Source organism: Kitasatospora sp. P5_F3 (assembly GCF_054049135.1).
Genome location: NZ_JBFUMY010000024.1, coordinates 65,564 through 84,606, shown reverse-complemented (window position 1 = coordinate 84,606; position 19,043 = coordinate 65,564). Strand labels below are relative to the sequence as shown.

Below are 19,043 nucleotides of genomic sequence, written 5' to 3'. Positions count from 1 at the left end.
CTCATGACCAGCCCATGAGCACTGCCCTGACACGTTCCGAGGCCCGTCTGCTGGTCCCCGCCCTGATGTTCATCGCCCTGGTCGTGGCGGCGGTCGCCAGCCTCGGGACGCCGCTCATCACCAGCGTGGCGACCACGTTCCACGTCTCCCTCGACAGCGCGCAGTGGACGCTGACCATCGCCCTGCTCAGCGGCGCCGTCGCCACACCCGTCCTCGGCCGGCTCGGAGCCGGTCCGCACCGGCGGGCCACGATTCTCGCCACGCTGGCGATCGTCGTCGTCGGCAGCGCGCTCACCGTGCTGCCGCTGCCGTTCGCCTGGCTGCTCGTGGGCAGAGCGGCCCAAGGCGTCGGACTCGGTCTCACGGCGCTGATGATGGGCGTGGCCCGCGACCATCTTCCCGAGGAGCGCAGCGCGGCCACGATCGCCCTGATCTCAGTGGTCTCCATCATCGGAGCCGGCGTCGGCTACCCGCTGGCCGCGCTGCTCGCCGAGTTCGGCGGACTGCGGGCCGCCTACGGCCTCGGCCTGCTCGTCACCGCCATCGCCTTCGTGACCGCGTGGCGCTCCATGCCCGCAGCTCCCGAAGGCCGCTCCGCTCACGTGAACGTGGCCGGTGCGCTCGTCCTGGCCGGTGGACTGCTCCTCGTCCTGTTCCTGGCCGGCGAGAGGAGCCTGTGGAGCCGGCACCTCGCCGTGGCGGTGGCCCTTGCCGTCGCCGCCGTACTCCTGCTCTGCGTCTGGACCGTCTCCGAACTGCGGACCAAGACGCCCCTGGTCGACGTCCGGGCGGTACGGCACCCGGCGGTCGCCGGGGCGAACATCGCCATGTTCGTCGGCGGGAGCGGCATGTACCTCCTGCTCACGCTCATCACCCGCTACGCGCAGACGCCGCACAGCGCCGGCTACGGCTTCGGACTGACCACCTTCGTGGCGGGGCTGGTCCTCATCCCGTTCTCCGTGCTGGGGTTCGTCGCCGGCAAGCTCACGCCACGGGTCCGGACGCGGATCGACGGTCCCCTGCTCCTGGCCGGCAGCGCCGCCATCGTCGGCGGCGGGTTCGTCCTGTTCGCCACCGCCCGGTCCAACCTGGCCGGACTGCTCGCGGCCATAGGCGTGCTGGGCTTCGGCGTCGGCAGCTTCTCGGCCGCCATGCCCGGCGTCATCCTGGCCGTTACCCCCAAGAGCGAGACGTCGAGCGCCATGAGCTTCAACTACGTCGTCCGCAGCGTCGGGTACTCCCTGGGCAGCGCCATCGGCGGTCTGGTCCTGGCCGCCGGCACCGCCACGGGCCGCGTCTTCCCGGACGAGGACGCCTACACGACCGCGGCGCTGGTCGGCGTCGCCGCGATGGCGATCACGACGACGGCCGGCCTCGCCCTCGCCCGCCGACGCTCACCCGAGACCAATCCGAGAGCATTCTTCTGAGCATCAATTCCGAACACAGGAGGTACCGTGCCCAAGGGCTACTGGGTCAGCGTCTACCGCACCATTGCGGACCCCGAGAAGCTGGCTGCCTACGACAAGCTGGCCGGTCCAGCCGTCAGGGCCGCGGGCGGGCGGCTGCTCACCCTCGGCAGCCGGGTCGCCGCACATGACGCCGGAATCGCCGAGCGCACCGTTCTGATCGAGTTCGACAGCTTCGAACAGGCGGTCGCCGCACGCGCGAGTGCGGCCTATCAGAAGGCGCTGGCCACACTTGCTGACGGCGTCGAGCGCGACTTCCGCATCATCGAAGGCCTCGACTGACGACCGATGCTGCGTCGGCGACGAACGCGAAGCCGACTGCGGGGATCACTCCGGCTCGTCAGCGCGCCGCACCGTCGGGAACAGCGTCAGGCCAGTGGCGTCGGCGGTGATGTCCAGTCCGGCGACGGTTCCTGGCGGCGCGGCGGCACGGCGGCGCGGCGGCACGGACGTCGGCCTCGATGTCGGCGGGGGTGCGTTCGACGAGGTTCCAGCGGCCGATGTGGGTCATCAGGGCGGCGTAGGGGTTCGGGGTCGCGATGTTGGAGAAGTAGAACGTGCCTCCGGGGCGGCACAGGCGGGACAGAGTGGCGCGGTCTGGTCGGGTTCCATGCCGACGTGGCCACCCCGGGACTCGGCGGGCACTGGCAGGCCGCGCCCGCACTGCGCCGAGCGGAACTCGCGGCGCTGTACGCCAAGTTGCTGACCGGTACCGAGGCGATCGGTGCGCTCCCGGCCACCCTGTCCTGGGAGTGCTGGCGTCCCGGTCGTGCCGAAGGCCGGCTGATCGGCGGGGTGATCAATCGCATCGTGCCGGCGCAGGCGACGCGTTTCGCGCTGCCGCTCGAATGGTTCGACGGCGCGGTGCTGTTCTGGGAGGAGACGGGTGGCCACGCATCGCATGTGTGGAGCTATCTACAGGTACTGCGGCACTCTGGCATCCTCGATCGGATCTCCGGCATGGTCGTGGGCATTCCGCGCGAGATCGGCGGGCTCGACTCGTCCGACGCGTCCCCGACCCTGCCCGAGATCGTGCTCGACGTCCTCGGCGACCGTGACATCCCGGTCCTGGGCAATGTCGAGTTCGGACATGCCGGCCCGAATCTGCCGATGCCGGTCGGCATCCGCGTCGCCCTCGATGCGCAGCAGCGGAGTTTGTCGCTGCTCGAACCGGCGGTACGGCCGTTCGTGGCGACCGGACCGGCTGGCTGAGCAGCTCGGATCAGTGAGCCAGGCGTCGGTGACGGCCCGTCATGTGTCCACAACGACTGGATCAGCGCCATCCCACCGTCGTCGCCGAGCGGCGTGCTGCCGTCTGCACGGCCGGCCACGGAGGTGCCGACAGCGGCTACGGCTCGGCGTAGCCGGCGGACGCGACCAGGTCGGCGGGGGCAGTCACCGCTACGCCGAACTCATCGCGGCCCACCGGGGGTCCGGACCCGGGAGCCCTGGCGACGGAACGCCGTAGACTCCTCGAAGTCCAGAGCTGAGGAGGGGCAGTGGAGGCGTGGCTTTCGGTGCGGGGCGGGGATCCAGTCCGCGAACTGCAGGAGCTCGACGAGTGGTTGAACGGTGAGCCGGAGCTGCGCGGTCGGCTGAAGCCCCGTGCCGCGCAGCCTGGTCCGGGTGAACTCGGAGCTCCGTTCGACGTGTTGATCGCCGCGATCGGCAGTGGCGGGGCGATCAGTGTCCTGGCCGGTTCGCTGCACGGGTTCCTGACCCGGCCCCGTGGTGCCGACGTACGGATCTCAGTCTCGTCGCCGGACGGGCGGAGTGTGGAGCTGGAGGCCCAACGGGTCGAGGACGTCGAGGTGTTGCTGCGTCAGGTGATCGCCGCCTCGGAAGGGTCGGCGGGGGAGCCTGGAGCGGAGCAGACCGGAGTCGTTGAGGCGTGAAGCGACCGATGGTCCGGGCGGTCGACCCCGCGCGCTCGCGGATCGTGCTGATCGGCACGCCGTACTACCGTGACGAGCGCCTGACGGATCTGCCGGTCGTCGCGGCCAACGTGGCCGACCTGGCCCAGGTCCTCACCGACCCGGCGCTCGGGGGGTTCGCGGCGGAGCACTGCCGCACCGTGCCGGCGGACGCCGGGTTGGCCCAGGTCGGGGAGGCCCTGACGGTCGCGGCCGAGGAGGCGGGGGACCTGCTGCTGGTCTACTTCGCCGGTCACGGTCTGATCGACCGGCGCGGGAAGCTCCACCTGGGCCTGGCTGGGACACGGATCGACCAACCGGCCTACTCCGCCCTGGCGTTCGACGCCATCCGCGAGACCTTCCTGGACAGCCGGGCGGAGAACCGCGTGCTGATCCTGGACAGCTGCTTCAGCGGCCGGGCGATCGGCCGGCCGCTGGCCGGCGAGGAGCAGCCGCTGCTCGCCGCGCTGGAGGTCTCCGGCGCCTTCACCCTGACCTCAGCCCCGGCGAACCGGGCGGCGTTGGCGCTGGAGGGTGAGCGGCACACCGCGTTCACCGGCCGGCTGCTGCGGCTGCTGGAGGAGGGCAGCCCCAAGGCCGGACGGATGCTCACCCTGACGGACGTCTTCCGGCACCTCCGCGCCCAACTGACGGCCGAGGGTCTGCCGGTGCCGCAGCAGCTGGGCACCGACACCGTCGGGATGCTCGGGCTGGTGAGGAACCGGCAGGCGGCGACGGGGCATCAGTTACTCGTGCACGAGACACTTCCGGTGCTGGTGAACGCAGCTGTCACCGGACGGAGCTCGCCCGCTGTGCAGCCGACGACCTCCACCGCACAGAAGGAGGCTGCCCCGGCCATCGAGCAGGCACTGCACCACACCGCCGGGGCCGGCAGCAAGCAGCTCCGGTGCATCTGCCTGGCCGCCGTCGCACCGGTGGTCGCGGCCGTGTCCGAAGAACAGGCACTGAGCATGGCCGCCACCGTGTCGGACGTGGACCGCCGCCAGTCGATCCAGGCGAACATCGGCGTGGTGGTGGCCGGTTCGGACGTGTTCCGGGGGATCGACATCGTCTGGTCCGGCTGGGAGCCCTACCGAACCGGGGCACTGGCGGACATCGCGCGGCTTCAAGGTCGGCTCCACCCGGACAGCGGGGAGTACATCCTCGACACCTATCTCCTGAACGGCCGCGCGCCCGACCACGCATTCCCGTGGGACGCGGTGGTGCGGGCCGTCGCCGAGTTCGCGCCGGACCGGGCGGAGCGGCTCGCCGTCGAGATCCCGAACGAGAACTTCCGCACGGCGGCCCGGGCCAGTATCGCGCTCGCGGTGGCGGGCACCGATCCGGACCGGGCCCTGCGCCTGCTGCCCGAGCAGTGTGCCCCATGGGTGGCGCCGGCCGTCGCGGAGGCCCTCGCGGTGGTCGACCCGGACCGGGCACTGCGGTTCGTCGCTCCGCTCGTCGGCCAGGATCCCCACGCCCACGCCCTCGTGGCCGTCTCCCGGGCGGTGGCGGCCACCGACCCCCAGCGGGCCGTGCAGATCGCCGACGCCATCACCCACCGCGCGCGCCGCGCCGAGGCCCTGGCGGCAACGGCGACCGTGTACGCGGCCACCGACCTGGACCGGGCGCTGGAGATCGCCGGCATGATCTGCGACCGCCACGTGGAGGAGGCGGCACGGGCCGACCTCGCTCCGGTGGTCGCCGCGACGGATCTGGAGCTGGCCATGGGTATTGTGGCCGACGGCATCACCGACACGCTGTGGAAGGTGTACGCGCTGGCGGGGATCGCCGCCGTCCGCCTCGACACCGGCCACCGCCGGAGCAGCGCCGCCCGCCTGGCGGCCCGATAGGGCCGGCCGGTGGCACCGTTCGCCTCAGCCCCGGGATCTACCGGGCGGTGGAGGCCTGACGGACCGTCGCGGCCCGCCTGGTCGCCCGTACATCGCGCGGGCGGTGGCCACGGTGGTTGGCGTGGCGGCCGAGAAGCTGGTGTTCGGAGCGGAGTCCGCAGGGGCTAACACCTCTGGCATCTTCGGTGCCGCTCCTGGTGCTGGGGGGAGACGCAGCCGCCCATCTCGGCCGGCTGACTCATCGGTTACTCGGTTATTTCGGGGTTGCAGCGTGCTGATCTTCCTCCGTTCTTCTCCCGCTGTCTCGCCCAGCTCAACCAGGGGAGAACCAGAACAAAGGCCTCAACTGCCGCGTGCGGCACGCTCCTGACCGACCGCAGAGTCTGCTCGCGGGGGTGGTCGCACCTTTCAGGATGCCGACGTCATCGTGGTGACGGGGGCGAGATCGGTCGGGGTGACCCATCAGCTGCGGCAACTGCTGCACCACGCCAGCGCGCACCCGGTAGTCGACACCGTTGCGTGGAAGCCAGGGCACTGCGGCTGCTCGCACAACTTCCGGCCGGGCAGTGGGTGGTGGGAGGTCGCGGACAGGCCTCGCGGACGCGAAGACCACGGGGTAGCCAACGAGTTCGCTCTCGCCGACCGCCGAGAGAATCCGCTCGTAGATCGGTCGTCCGTCGGAGCAGAGGGTGTCGTCAATGTCGAGGACCACGGTGCTGGCGCGAAGAAGGATCGACCGGGAGCGCACCGGTCTGGGCAGGGGTGTGGATACGGTGGCGACTTGGCAGCCGCCCCGGGTGGACGCTCGGCGGCGCGCCAGACCTGGCCATGGCCTACCCCACACGGGTGAAGCTCTTTGCCACGGAGGGCAATGGTGGGTGACAGTTCGCGATGTGACCGATGCCCAGGTGGTGGCCGACGCGACAGCGGAGACGGGTGACGCGGGCTCGGCGAATACGTCGGCCAAGCCGATGAGGGAGAACTACCGTGACTGACCTGTACTTCCGGGCGGCCAGGCTGTTCGGCAGTACCGATGATGCGGTGCACTGGCCCTACGGCATGGGCAGCCCGGAGCGGAGCATCCGGCGCACGGATCCCGAGCGCTACGAGGGGCTGATCCCGCCGCACCAGCCCCGGGCCGGCGGCGCAGCGTCGCGGATGCGGACAGTGTGCTGGCCGTGCTGGCCAAGATGGCGGGGCCGCTGCGCGCCCGTGAGGTGACCGAGGAGCTCGGGCTGGAGGGCGTCGCTGCGAACGTCAACGCGATCCGGACCCAGCTGGAGCGCCTCGCCAGCAGAGGTCGTGCGCAGCGGACCGGCCGGGGCCTGTACACAGTCGCCCCGCAGGGGGTGATCTCGGGCTGAGGTTCAGCGGTCTGGGCAGGGTGGGTCGCCACCGTGACGCGTTCCCTACCCTGGTCCGACGGTGTGGTCGCCGCTGGCCTGGTCACGGGCAGCTGGCAGTAAGCGGTGGGGTGACCGAGACGTCCCGGCGGTGTTGCGGGAGACCGTCGTCGTGCTGCATCGGGCACGCCGTCCTGGGCTCGCTGGTCAACTCGGCGGTCTGGGTCGGGTCTGACAGTCCAGCAGATATTTGTTGGACGTGACGAAGGGGGACCGGCCGTTGCTGGCCGGTGCCCCTTCTGCGCTGGTGGCGCCCTGCGCTGACTACTCCCCACGCTGCAGGTTGACGATATGCCCGCTGGCCAAGGGCCAGGCCGAGCCAGGCGATGACGGAGGCGCTTCAGTGGCCCCGGTCGAGTGGGAGCTGGTCCGCCTCATATGATCATCGCCTCGTCGGGCGTTGTGAGGGAGTGGGAATGTTCGGGGTACTGCGAAACAGGGGGAAGCGGCGGGCCCGTGACGCCTCCCAGCGGCTCTACGACGAGGGCCACCAGTTCGGGGACCAGGAGCGCTGGGCCGAGGCGGAGCGCTGCTTTTGGCAGGCCGTCCAGGTGTCCAACCGCGGGTTGGGCGCGGAATCCGGCCCGGCACTCATCTGCCGCACTGCCTGGGCCGTAGCGTTGCGAAGACTGGGCCGGACCGACGAGGCCTTGTCCGAACTGCGGGAGCTGACCGTCCAGTCTCCGGCTGTGCTGGGCGAGACTCATGAGAACACGGCCGAGGCCCGGATCCAGCTCGCCAACATGCTGATCGGCAGGGGCAGGCCTGCGGAGGCCGACGCGCTCTTGGCGCTGGTGCTGCGCCACCGCCCCGCGCCGGACGAGTACGGGCTGAACGCCTGGGAGGCGAGGTTGAGGGCATTCGCCGTCCAGGGCCGGCACCGCGAGGCCGTCGACGGCTCGTGGGCGCTGCAGGAGCAGACCGCCAGGATCCACGGTGCAACGGCCCTCAGCACTCTCAAAGTTGCCTCCGAGCGTGTCCAGAACCTCTTCTGCATCGGTGAGTACGAGCAGGCCGAACGCGAGTGCCGGGCCCTGCTGGAGGTGCACGACAACCCCAGCCTGCTCTGGCTGTCGATCATGAACGCCCTCGTCCTCGTACTCACCCACCTCGGACGCCACGACGAGGCCGAGGCCGCCGCCCGCCGCGCATTGCTGCGGGAGAAGGATGTCGCCCAGTCGAGCAGTGACTTGCGCATTGCCCTGACCCTCGGGCTCTCCCGCGCCCTCAGCGGCGCCGGCCGCCACGAGGAGGGCCTGCAAGCCGCCGCCCAGGCCGAGTTGGACCACCGCAACGACCCCACTCCTCGCGTCGCCTTGGCCGCACCGGTCGCCACCGTCACCGCGCAGGCCCTGCTCGGCCTCGGACGCAACGATGAAGCCGAAACCCGCAGCCGCAGGGCCATCGACCTCGCTCAGCCGCTCGGCCCCACTCACCACAGCACCCTGGAAGCCGCCACCACCTTCGGCCGCGTGCTCGCCGCCCAGCACCGCCACACCGAAGCCCGCGACCACCTCACCCGCTGCACCGCCGCCTGGCGCGAGCACTTCGGTCCCGACCACCCCCGCACCCGAGCCGCCGAAACCATCCTGGCCGCACTCCCGCCCGCTTGAGAGGGCGGTTCGGGAGTATTTGGCCGGTTCTGTTGTCACCTGATGGTATGGGCGGGGGCGTCAGAGTCAGGCCCTGCGGACCTGCAGTCTTCGATGAGCTGCCAGAAGGTGTCTTCGTTCACGCTGCGAGCATGACGCAGAGGACAGACACTCCCGACCACGGAGCTACCTGGTTGCTGCTGTGGGACTGATGAAGATCACCAATAGCATCCAGAACTCGTGCCAGAGTCGGAACTCGCGAACAAAGCCAGCCGCGTGCTGGTGGCGTCGCCACCCTCAGTAGGGTGGCCTGATGTTCGATCAGTTGGAGATCAGGGTGCTGCCGCCAGGGCCTCGGTTCGCTGCCCAGCTGCGGTTCTGGGTCAACGGCGAGGACGTGGTGGAAGGCGCAGTCGATGAGGGGGTCGCGGGCCCTACGCGGCTGAAGCACTGCCGGTCGAGCGTCCTAGTCTCCTGCGGGCGACCAGCGATGCGCGGCGCGTGGAACTGGGAGAACCCGAGTGCACCGGCGGTTGCTGCGGGTTCCTGTCCGTGGTCGTGCAGCGGTTCGGAGACATCGTGCGGTGGTCGGACTGGGAGGTTCCGTACGCCCCTGCGCTCCTGCCACTGGAGTTCCATTTCGACGCGGACCAGTACGACGCCGAACTGGCCCGCGTCGAGGCGGACCGATGGTGGCAGGCCCATACGTAGCCCAGAACGGCGCAGCCACCCGCTTGACTGACTGACGGATCAGGTGAGCGCCTTCATGTGTACCCGGCTGAGCAACTTACCCGTGTACGCCGACACCTGCGGCCCTGGCGGGCCGTCAACTCGGCGATGGAGTCGGATGGGTACGGTCCGGTGACCTTTGCTGGCATCGCGGCGACCCTCCTGTGTTACCGCCGCCTCACGGTCTCACCCAGGTGATCTCCGGACGGACCCTCGGTAGTGCCCACGGTTCCAGGGCGCCGCTGGCCAGATCGGCGAGGAACTGAACAGCCCCACCGCTGTAGTGCCACCAGCTGCCGCTGCGCGACGCGACGGTGACGGTCCAGTTCTCAGGTCCGGCAGGGCTGGTGGTCCACAGGAAGAAGTCCCCTGGTTGGAGGTACCCCAGGGAAGCAGACCGCCAGGCGCCGGATAGGGGTGCATCGGATCGGCCAGATCTGCGTCCTCACACCATTCGGCGATGGTCTCCAGTTCTTCGTGGGTCCCGTGCACCCACGCCACCTCGTTGCCCGGCACCGGGCGACTGGGGCTCATGAAGCCGCTCAGCTCGAAACTCGGGTAGTGCTCGCACAGCAGCTTGTAATCGGCAGGCAGAGCCGTCTCCAACTCGCCTTCCAACAGGCGCCAGTCGACGCTCTGGGGTGCCGGCCGACGGTGGGACGCTAGATCAGGCACGGCCCGTTCAAGCTCCACGACCGCCTCATCGGAACTGGCCAGGCGGCGACGCGGTGCCTGGGTACCAACGAGATCATCCACATGAGCAGATTGCCACACCGGTACTACGCCGACGCGGTCACGCCTCCCCGACAAGTCACGGCCAGGGCCCACCCTTGTCATACCTCAGATTGAAACTCGAACGACTTCATCTGTCGCTGCAGGGCGCTTCAGTACCAGAACGCCTTGATTGCCGCATGCCCTGCGTGAGCGGCCCGCTGGTAGAAGGCGACGAGCCCTTGACCCCCCCCCCCGCTTCTGCCACCTGGTGAGGGCGCAGGGTCAGGAACGGAGGACCGTCCTCGCGGGAAACGAGTTCGCCTCCGAAGATCGGCAGCCCGCTCGGGTCCGTGGCGTCCTTGGGACCGTCGGGGGCACCGGTGTAGAGCTGGTTGACGCCCGCGAAGTCCTTCTCGATCGAGTCCGCCACTCCTGCTGCGTATTCCTCGCGGTGGTTGTCCCAGGCCGTCAGCATGAGGGCCTCCATCTGCAGACCGTCCGGGCGAATCTCCGCTGGAGGGACAGCCCTAAGGTGCATGTGGAAGCTCACGGGTCCGCCTTCGATGATCTGGTCTGGGTCGACGCCCGGAACGTATCGAACGAGTCTGACGGTCCGATGGACACATGGTCCCTGACCGTGGTGGCCCCCACCCCTTCGGGCAGCCGAGATGATCGGCCCATGGGCTGCGCGGCCGGCACGATGGCATGTTCGCGTCCGAAAGACTGCAGGTCAAAGCACTAGTCACGGCCGATCCGTGGGTCTAGTGTCTCCGCCACGGCAACCCCACCACATCACCACCGGGCTGCCGGGCAGAGCAGCCGTGCCACGCCCCCGGCACGGCCGGCCTCCTACCGGCCGGGCCCGCCGAGCGTCCCCCGTCGCTCCCGGGCCCGGCCGCTGCCAGTGGGCGCGCGGTGGCGCCGCTACCCCGCCTCCTCGCAGTCGTCGTCCCAGGTGCCGTCGAAGGCGATGAACCCGGACGGCAGGTCGAAGCCCACCCGCAGAGGGTCTCGGGCCGGGTCCCGGCTGTGCCGAGATGGAACTCCAGGACGGCACTGGCCAGGTCCTCCCTGCCGGTGGCCACGCGATGGGCTTGCTGCCTCAGCAGGGCCTGAGCCCACGGCGCGCGGTGATGCGGAGTAGGCAGGGCGGTCTGGAGGACTTCAAGGGCGTGCAGCTGTCCGTCCAGCTGGGCGAGCCGCTGCACGGCGTGAGCGTTGGCGGCCGGCAGGGCAGGTCGCTCCTTGCTATTTTACTGATGGTGAGTCAATCTCCTTTTACTGCATGTGAGTTGATGATGCAGTGCGCGTGATGATCCGCGCGCCCGTGGGGGGACGAAGGGGGAAGTCGATGACAGCAGGGCGGCATGTGTTCCGGGGGGTGGCCGCAGGGGTGCTGGCCGTGGTGCTCGGGGCCGGTGGTGCGTTACCGGCTGCGGCGAGCAGTCCGGAGGGAGTGGTACGGGGGGCCGGGACGCCGGGCACGATCGCGGGCAGCTATCTGGTGCTGCTCACCCCGCAGAACGCGAAGTCGGTTGCCGCGCAGGGTGCTTCGCTCGCCGCGCGCTACGGCGGCAAGGTGCGGCGGAGCTTCGACGCGGCGTTGCACGGTTTCTCCGTCGAGCTCTCGGAGCGCCAGGCGCGCCGACTGGCGGCGGACCCGGCGGTCGCCGAGGTGGTGCAGAACCGCAAGGTCTCGATCGACGGGAGTCAGTCGGCCCCGCCCTCCTGGGGGTTGGACCGGATCGACCAGCGGCGTCCGCCGATGACCGATCGCTTCGACTACCCGGTCAGTGCCGGGCAGGGAGTGACGGTGTACGTCATCGACAGCGGCGTGCGGATCAGCCACGAGGACTTCGGTGGTCGGGCCTCCTACGGATTCGACGCCGTCGACGGGGATTTCGAGGCCGACGACGGCCACGGCCACGGCACCCACGTGGCCGCCACCGTGGCCGGCGCGACGTTCGGGGTGGCCAAGCAGGCCAAGGTGGTGGCCGTGCGGGTCCTCGACAACGGCGGTGAGGGCACCGTCGAAGGAGTGGTCGCCGGCATCGACTGGGTGACCTCCCACGCCGCCAAACCCGCCGTCGTCAACCTCAGCCTGGGGAGCGATCCCGACGACGTGTTCGACACCGCCGTACGCAACTCGATCGCCGCCGGCCTGACCTACACCGTCGCGGCGGGCAACAGCAGCGTCGATGCCTCGCAGCACTCGCCGGCCCGGGTGTCCACAGCCATCACGGTGGGGGCGAGCGAGGACGACGACACCCCCTCCTGGTTCTCCAACTACGGCCCCCTGGTGGATCTGTACGCCCCGGGTTCGGACATCACCTCGGCCGGGATCGCCTACGACGAGGACTACACCACGATGTCCGGCACCTCGATGGCCTCCCCGCACGCCGCAGGTGCCGCAGCCCTCTACCTGGCGGACCACCGCACGGCCACGCCCGCCCAGGTGTCCGCCGCACTGACCTCGGCCGCCACCGTCGGGTCCCTGCACGGCCTGGAGGACGGCACGCCCGACCGGCTGCTGTACACCGGGAGCATTCCGAACCGCCCGGCAGGACCCCGGTTCACGAACGACACCGACATCCCGATCGAGACGGCCGCGATCCAGTCGTCCGTGACCGTCACCGGCGTCACGGGCCGTGGCCCGGCCAACCTCGACATCGTGGTCGACATCGACCACCAGTGGCCCGACGACCTGGTCATCGACCTGATCGCACCCGACGGCTTCACCTACCGGCTCAAGGAGGAGCGCTTCCTCGGATCGTTCGACGCCGGTGTCCACACGATCTTCGGCGTGGACGCCTCGGCCAGGACGGCCAACGGGGTGTGGCGGCTGCGGGTGGCGGGTGGTTCGGAGTACTTCGAGGGCTACCTCGACCGCTGGGCGCTGCAGTTCTGAGGTCGGGTCGGAACAGGCCGGTCGGCCGGGTGGTCCCGGCTGGCCGGCACCGCCCGGAGGGTGCGCCGGGCTGCCCGGCGTTCCACGAGACGGGTGACGCCGCGGACGATCAGGACGGCGTAGGTCCAGCCGACCAGGATGTCGATGATGAAGTGCTCCCCGCCGTAGACCAGCGTGCAGGCCATCGCGAGCGGGTACGCGGCCAGCAGCACGCGGATGCGGCGGGTGGCGGTCGGCCAGAAGAACAGCGCGATGAGCATCGGGTAGGCGGCGTGCAGTGACGGCATCGCGGCCACGTCGTTGGCGAACCGGCTGCCGTCCTCGAACACGGATGCGGCGCGGGGCAGTTCGGCCTGGGCCAGTACGTCGGCGACGATCCTGGTCACGGCGGGAGTGGCGCCCCGCTCCGCCGCCATCCACGGCGGCACCGCCGGATAGAGGACGTAGGTGAGGAATCCCGCGTAGGTGAGGGCGAGGTAGCAGCCGAGCAGGCGGCGGAACTTGGCGTGGTCCCGCCGCCAGAGCACCGCGAGCAGCACGAAGACCACGAAGAAGTGCGACATGTACACCGTGACGGCGGCGTAGTCGTACCAGTGCGCCGTGCCGGGGGAGTAGAGCGCGTGCTGCAGGCGCACCGTCCACGTCTCGCCGAACCCGAGTGCCCTGTCGAAGGCCAACTGGGGGCGCAGGTGCGGCGCCCAGGGGGTGTGGGCGCCGTAGCCGCGCAGCAGTGAGTACGTCCACACCACCGCCATCACCGGCAGCCAGTCCCGCAGCACCAGCAGGGCGCGGCGCCAGCCCTCACCGCCGTGGGCGGCGGCGGCCAGCAGGGCGCCGATCAACCACAGGAACACCAGATCCTCGGTGTAGGGCAGGCCGTTCACGTACGTCCACCGGGCGAGCAGGGCGAAGTAGAGCGGCCAGGCCGCCCGGCGGACGAAGCGCCACCGGTTGGCGGAGGACGGTGGCGCGGCGGCATTTGCTGGTGACATGGAGCGAGTACGCACGAACAATCTCCGGGAACTGCGGTGAGCATGGGGCCCACACGCGCCCAGGCAGCGTGCCATGCACGGATGAGCCGTACCTGGGAGTTTGCTGACGCTCTCTTGGGAGCGCCCGTGGTGCCGGAAACCAGCCGGGTGAAAAGTTGCCAGTGGGGCTGGTTCGCCCTGATATGCACGGCGCACCACATGTGGGCATGAGCGCCCCCGTGGGAACTCTGCGCGCTCTACCGGTGGCCACGGGTGACGGAAATGATGGGTACACCACATGTGAACCAGGCGATCCGCACCCTGTCCCCGGCCAGGTGGACATGCGGCGGAAGGAGCTCATGGTGTTGCTTCTCATCTCCCCGGACAGCGTCGAGGAAGCCCTCGACTGTGTGAAGGCGGCGGAGCACCTGGACATCGTCGACGTCAAGAAGCCCGACGAGGGCTCGCTCGGCGCCAACTTCCCCTGGGTCATCAGGGAGATCCGCGACGCGGTACCGGCGGACAAGCCGGTGTCCGCCACGGTGGGTGATGTCCCGTACAAGCCCGGGACGGTGGCGCAGGCCGCGCTCGGCGCGGTCGTCTCCGGCGCCACGTACATCAAGGTGGGCCTCTACGGATGCACGACTCCCGATCAGGGCATCGAGGTCATGCGCGCGGTCGTCCGGGCGGTGAAGGACCACCGCCCCGACGCGCTCGTCGTCGCCTCCGGCTACGCCGACGCCCACCGCATCGGCTGCGTCAACCCGCTCGCCCTGCCCGACATCGCCGCCCGCTCCGGTGCCGACGCGGCGATGCTCGACACCGCGATCAAGGACGGGACGCGGCTGTTCGACCACGTTCCTCCTGAGGTCTGTGCCGAGTTCGTCCGGCTGGCCCACGCCGCCGGTCTGCTCGCGGCCCTCGCGGGCAGTGTCAGGCAGGCCGACCTCGGTCCGCTGACCCGGATGGGCACGGACATCGTGGGCGTGCGGGGAGCGGTCTGCGAGGGCGGCGACCGCAACACCGGGCGGATTCAGCCGCATCTGGTGGCCGCCTTCCGGGCGGAAATGGACCGGCATGCCCGGGAGCACGCCGCCGGCGTCCCCGCCGTGAGCTGACCGCCGGCATGGCGACGCCTGAGGCCGGCAGCGTCCTCGGACGCCGGGCCGTACGTTTCTCCGTCGTCGACCCGGCGACCGGGGAGACCTTCGACGAGGTCCCCGACCAGCAGCCGGGCGAGTTGGACGACGTGGTCGCCCGCGCCCAGCGAGCCTGGCACGGCTGGCGCGCCGACCCCGCCGCCCGCACCGCCGCGTTGCGCGGCGCGGCCGACGCCGTGGAGGCGGCCGGTGACGACCTCGCCCGGTTGCTCACCCGGGAGCAGGGCAAGCCCCTGGCCGAGTCGTCCGCCGAGGTCGCCCGCGCTGCGGCCCGCCTGCGCTACTTCGCCGACCTGGCCCCCCGGACCCGCCGGATCGACGACGGCCGGCCCGTGCACAGCGAGATCCGCTGGCGCCCCCTCGGGCCCGTCGCCGCGATCGTGCCGTGGAACTTTCCGCTCCAGCTCGCGGCGGCGAAGTTCGCGCCCGCGCTCGCGGCGGGCAACACCATGGTGCTCAAACCGTCGCCGTTCACTCCGCTGGCCACCCGGCTGCTCGGCTCCGTCCTCGCCACCGTCCTGCCCGAGGGCGTACTGACCGTCGTCACCGGCCGCGAACCCCTCGGTGCCCGCCTCGCGTCCCACCCGGGCATCCGCCACGTCACCTTCACCGGTTCGGTGCCCACCGGGCGGGCCGTCGCCGGAGCGGCGGCAGCCTCGCTCGCCCGGGTCACCCTGGAGCTGGGCGGCAACGACGCCGCCGTCCTGCTGGACGACGTCGACGTGGACCGGATCGCGGACCGGCTGTTCTGGGCGGCGTTCCGCAACTGCGGGCAGGTCTGTATGGCGGTCAAACGCGTCTACGTCCCGGCCCGGCTCCACGCCGAGGTCGTCGAAGCCCTCGCCCAGCGCGCGAAGACCGTCGCCGTCGGGCCCGGCCTCGACCCCGAGACCAGGCTGGGACCGGTCAACAACGCCCCGCAGCTGGCCCGGGTCGAACAGCTCACGGCGCAGGCCCTGGCGGGCGGCGCCCGGGCGGCGTCCGGCGGCCACCGGCTGGGCGGGCCGGGCTACTTCTTCGCTCCCACGATCCTGACCGACGTCCCGCCCGGCAGTCCGGTGGTGACCGAGGAACAGTTCGGACCGGTGCTGCCGGTGCTGCCGTACCGGAGCCTCGACGAAGCCGTCGACGCGGCCAACGGCACCGGCTTCGGACTGGGCGGCTCCGTATGGGGCACCGATCTCGACCGGGCCGAGGCGGTGGCCGACCGGCTCGAATGCGGCACGGCCTGGATCAACCACCATGCCGAACTGTCCCTCGCCCAGCCCTTTGCAGGCGTCAAGGACAGCGGAGTCGGCGTCGCGGGCGGACCGTGGGGGCTCTACGGCAACCTCCGGCCGTTCGTCGTCCACCGCCCGCAGGAGGCGTGACGATGAGGTTCCAGGCAGCCGTACTGCGCTCGTACGAGAGCCCGTTCACGGTCGAGGAGGTGAGCCTGCGGACGGAGCCCGCTGTCGGCGAGATCCTGGTCGAGATCGCAGGCTCCGGGATGTGCCGGACCGATCTCGCGGTCCGGCGATCCGCCGGCCGCAGCCCGCTGCCGGCCGTCCTCGGCCATGAGGGGGCCGGGGTCGTGGTGCGGACGGGCGGCGGCCCTGACGCCGCGATCGAGGTGGGTGACCACGTCGTGCTGAGCTTCGACTCCTGCGGACACTGCCGGAACTGTCGCGGTGCGGCCCCCGCCTACTGCGACTCCTTCGCCTCCCTGAACCTCTTCGGAGGACGCGAGGAGGAACCGCCGCGGCTCACCGACGCCACCGGGGAGCCGCTGGCCCCCCGTTGGTTCGGCCAGTCCTCGTTCGCCGAGTACGCGCTCGTCCCGGCCCGCAACGCCGTCCGGGTCGACCCCGCCCTGCCGCTCGAACTGCTCGGGCCCCTCGGCTGCGGCTTCCTCACCGGCGCCGGAGCCGTGCTGAACACCTTCGGCGCAGGCCCCGGTGACACCCTGACGGTCCTCGGAGCCGGAGCCGTGGGCCTGGCCGCGGTGATGGCGGCCACCGCCGCCGGCGTCACGACCGTGGCGGTCGACCGGAACGCCCAACGGCTCGCCCTGGCCGAGCAGTTCGGCGCGATCCCACTGCCGCCGGAACGGCCCGGCTGCCCGAACGGATCCGACGGCTGACCGACGGCGGCGCGCAGTACGCCCTGGACACCACGGCCTCGGCCCCGCTCATCAACGACGCGCTCCACGCACTGCGCCCCACCGGCAGCCTCGGTCTGGTGGCACGCCTGCACACCGCACTGTCGCTCGAACCGGGCACGCTGGACCGAGGCCGCAGCATCCGCCACATCTGCGAAGGGGACGCCGTACCCGCACTGCTGATACCCCGGCTGACCGGGCTGTGGCAGGCCGGCCGCTTCCCCTTCGACCAGCTGATCCGCACCTACCCACTGGCCGACATCAACGAGGCCGAACGCGACTGCGACGCGGGCCGCGTGGTCAAACCCGTCCTGCTCCCGGCGGGAACCAGCCTATGAGCGAGGCACGCGGCACCACGGACCCGCCCCGTCCGACCAGCAGGCACCTCGCACTCCCCACTCCCGCCAACGGAGGCAGCATGGCCGGCACGGCGCCGCAACAGACAGGCCTGGAAGGCGTGGACGGAGGTGTGGGCCTGACCGCTCTCCTGGTCGCCGCGGCACGGGCGTTGGAGACCCACCGCCACGACAGCCTGGCCCAGGACGTCTACGCGGAGCACTTCGTGCGCGCCGCCCCGGCATGCACGGACTGGCCGGTACGCATCGAGCAGGTCCCGGACGGGGACGACAACCCGTTGTGGGGGCGGTTCGCCCGCTACTTCGGTCTGCGGACCAGGGTCCTCGACGACTTCCTCCTCCGGTCGGCCCGTGCGGACGCCCGTCAAGTGGTCTTGTTGGGCGCGGGGTTGGACACGCGCGCCTTCCGGCTGGACTGGCCGTCCGACGTGGTGGTCTACGAGATCGACCGGGCGGGTGTGCTGGCCTTCAAGCAGCAGGTGCTCACGGACCTGTCGGCTGCCCCGAAGGTGAAGCGCGTTCCGGTACCGGTCGACCTGCGCGCGGACTGGGTCACCGCGCTGACCACCGCCGGCTTCGACCCGGCCGTGCCGAGCGTCTGGCTGGCCGAGGGACTCCTCTTCTACCTGCCGAGCCCCGCCGAGACGTACCTCATCGACACGGTGGACAGGCTGACCACCGCAGGCAGCGCTCTGGCCTTCGAGGCCAAGCTGGAGAAGGACCTGCTGGCGTACCGCGACAGCCCGATCTACACGGCGACGCGAGAACAGATCGGCATCGACCTGCTCCACCTCTTCGACAAGGGACCACGACCCGACTCCACCGGCCACCTGACGGACAAGGGCTGGTCCACCTCGACGCACACGCCCTTCGACTTCAGCCGCCGGCACCGACGCGGCCCACTCCCCGAGCCGAACGACGCGCTGGAGGGAAACCGGTGGGTGTTCGCGCACAAGCCTCGGCCATGACGTCCGCACAGGCCCGGGGCTTCGCCGGGATCGGGATCGGGATCGGGATCGACCGCCCGACAGCACGGGAGCGGAGGGCGGGGCCGTGCCGCAGGCCCCGCCCGGTGGGACGCATCCCGGGACAGATGCTGACGGGCCGTCAGACCCGGGCAGCCACCAGCTGGTCGCCCGGGATCCCGGCCATGTCCGGCGCGTAGTAGTCCACGATGCCGGCGGCCCAGGTAGCCACGGTGATGCGGTCCTTGGCGTCCGGGTCGAAGGCGTCGAAGAGCGCGTGGATGTTCGTCTCCTCGAAGCCGATCGCCGTCATCAGCGCTACGAAGAGCGGGCGCTCGATCAGGCCGTCCCGGTCAGGGTCGCCGAGTGCGGCGAGCGCCTCGGCGAACTCGGCGATCGTGGGACCGAAGCGCTCGGGGTCGAGCACGAACGGACGGAACTCGTCGACGGTGATCACGCCGTCGCCGTTGGCGTCCAGTTCAGTGGCAAGCGTCGTCCAGTAGCGGCGGAACGCAGCCCGGATGGCGGCCTTGGCGCCGTCGTCCGATGCGGCCGCCGCCTCCAGAACACGGCCCGTCATGAGGTCGAAGTCCTCGGAGTCGATGACTCCGTTGCCATTGGCGTCGAAGAGGGAGAAGACCAGCTCGACCCGCTTGGCGGCCTCAGTTCGCATTTCCGTCACCTGTCTTCTGCGGCCCGCCGATTCCCGGGCCTGGCCCAATGAGTGCTTCTACGTAACCGTGCCGGGAGAGAGGTGTAACGGTGGGGCGGGATCCGTTACCGGAAGGAGTGAGTTCACCGACAATCAGCCCGGGCAGATCGCCAACCTTCCGGCCGGTCGTCCCACAGTGCAACAGAGGCCGGGGCGTCGGC

15 protein-coding genes and 1 pseudogene are annotated in these 19,043 nt (G+C 70.7%); 13 read left to right on the top strand and 3 right to left on the bottom strand.

Annotated features, from left to right (window positions below; translation table 11 throughout):
• Positions 1-14: 14 nt before the first annotated feature.
• The 7 genes from ACXJMZ_RS16580 (at position 15) to ACXJMZ_RS16550 (ending at position 8,248) form a co-directional block, all read left to right on the top strand.
• The gene (locus ACXJMZ_RS16580; protein WP_457030809.1) at positions 15-1,427 is read left to right on the top strand and encodes an MFS transporter; all 1,413 of its coding nucleotides are present in this window, start codon (positions 15-17) and stop codon (positions 1,425-1,427) included.
• Between the two features lie 27 nt (positions 1,428-1,454).
• A complete protein-coding gene (locus ACXJMZ_RS16575) occupies positions 1,455-1,748 on the top strand; it encodes a DUF1330 domain-containing protein (RefSeq protein WP_457030808.1) in 294 nt (97 codons plus the stop codon).
• A 336-nt stretch (positions 1,749-2,084) separates the two neighbouring features.
• The gene (locus tag ACXJMZ_RS16570) at positions 2,085-2,678 is read left to right on the top strand and encodes an LD-carboxypeptidase (RefSeq protein WP_457030807.1); all 594 of its coding nucleotides are present in this window, start codon (positions 2,085-2,087) and stop codon (positions 2,676-2,678) included.
• A gap of 287 nt (positions 2,679-2,965) precedes the next feature.
• A complete protein-coding gene (locus ACXJMZ_RS16565; RefSeq protein WP_457030806.1) occupies positions 2,966-3,361 on the top strand; it encodes an effector-associated constant component EACC1 in 396 nt (131 codons plus the stop codon).
• A complete protein-coding gene (locus ACXJMZ_RS16560) occupies positions 3,358-5,232 on the top strand; it encodes a caspase family protein (RefSeq protein ID WP_457030805.1) in 1,875 nt (624 codons plus the stop codon). The genes ACXJMZ_RS16565 and ACXJMZ_RS16560 overlap by 4 nt, the downstream gene beginning before the upstream one ends.
• Before the next feature lie 1,178 nt (positions 5,233-6,410).
• Positions 6,411-6,596: a hypothetical protein gene (locus tag ACXJMZ_RS16555; protein ID WP_457030804.1), complete on the top strand. Its 186-nt coding sequence runs from the start codon at positions 6,411-6,413 to the stop codon at positions 6,594-6,596.
• Between the two features lie 455 nt (positions 6,597-7,051).
• Positions 7,052-8,248, top strand: coding sequence for a tetratricopeptide repeat protein (locus ACXJMZ_RS16550; RefSeq protein ID WP_457030803.1), 1,197 nt, complete (start codon positions 7,052-7,054; stop codon positions 8,246-8,248).
• A gap of 1,570 nt (positions 8,249-9,818) precedes the next feature.
• Here the strand turns inward: ACXJMZ_RS16550 and ACXJMZ_RS16545 are convergent.
• Complete coding sequence (locus ACXJMZ_RS16545) at positions 9,819-10,220, bottom strand: hypothetical protein (RefSeq protein ID WP_457030802.1); 402 nt, start codon at positions 10,218-10,220, stop codon at positions 9,819-9,821.
• 487 nt (positions 10,221-10,707) lie between these two features.
• Here ACXJMZ_RS16545 and ACXJMZ_RS16540 point away from each other — a divergent pair, with 487 nt between their 5' ends.
• Both ACXJMZ_RS16540 and ACXJMZ_RS16535 read left to right on the top strand, forming a co-directional pair.
• Positions 10,708-10,983 carry a hypothetical protein gene (locus ACXJMZ_RS16540; protein ID WP_457030801.1) on the top strand — a complete coding sequence of 92 codons (276 nt, stop codon included), beginning with the start codon at positions 10,708-10,710 and terminating at the stop codon, positions 10,981-10,983.
• 38 nt (positions 10,984-11,021) lie between these two features.
• Positions 11,022-12,578, top strand: a complete 1,557-nt coding sequence (locus ACXJMZ_RS16535) for a S8 family peptidase (RefSeq protein WP_457030800.1) — start codon at positions 11,022-11,024, stop codon at positions 12,576-12,578.
• Here the strand turns inward: ACXJMZ_RS16535 and ACXJMZ_RS16530 are convergent.
• Entirely contained in the window at positions 12,548-13,570 is a 1,023-nt protein-coding gene (locus ACXJMZ_RS16530) for a phosphatase PAP2 family protein (protein WP_457030799.1), read from the bottom strand. The two genes, ACXJMZ_RS16535 and ACXJMZ_RS16530, sit on opposite strands and share 31 nt — an antisense overlap.
• A gap of 341 nt (positions 13,571-13,911) precedes the next feature.
• On the opposite strand from ACXJMZ_RS16530, the gene ACXJMZ_RS16525 reads away from it, so the two are divergent.
• The 4 genes and pseudogenes from ACXJMZ_RS16525 (at position 13,912) to ACXJMZ_RS16510 (ending at position 18,173) form a co-directional block, all read left to right on the top strand.
• A complete protein-coding gene (locus ACXJMZ_RS16525; protein WP_457030860.1) occupies positions 13,912-14,667 on the top strand; it encodes a (5-formylfuran-3-yl)methyl phosphate synthase in 756 nt (251 codons plus the stop codon).
• A gap of 8 nt (positions 14,668-14,675) precedes the next feature.
• Complete coding sequence (locus ACXJMZ_RS16520) at positions 14,676-16,079, top strand: aldehyde dehydrogenase family protein (protein ID WP_457030798.1); 1,404 nt, start codon at positions 14,676-14,678, stop codon at positions 16,077-16,079.
• Positions 16,080-16,081: 2 nt separating this feature from the next.
• A pseudogene (locus ACXJMZ_RS16515) lies at positions 16,082-17,187 on the top strand (NAD(P)-dependent alcohol dehydrogenase).
• A gap of 80 nt (positions 17,188-17,267) precedes the next feature.
• On the top strand, positions 17,268-18,173 hold the full coding sequence (locus ACXJMZ_RS16510; protein WP_457030859.1) for an SAM-dependent methyltransferase: 906 nt from the start codon (positions 17,268-17,270) through the stop codon (positions 18,171-18,173).
• Positions 18,174-18,312: 139 nt separating this feature from the next.
• Here ACXJMZ_RS16510 and ACXJMZ_RS16505 read toward each other — a convergent pair whose 3' ends face one another.
• Positions 18,313-18,843, bottom strand: a complete 531-nt coding sequence (locus ACXJMZ_RS16505) for an EF-hand domain-containing protein (RefSeq protein WP_457030797.1) — start codon at positions 18,841-18,843, stop codon at positions 18,313-18,315.
• Positions 18,844-19,043 lie beyond the last annotated feature (200 nt).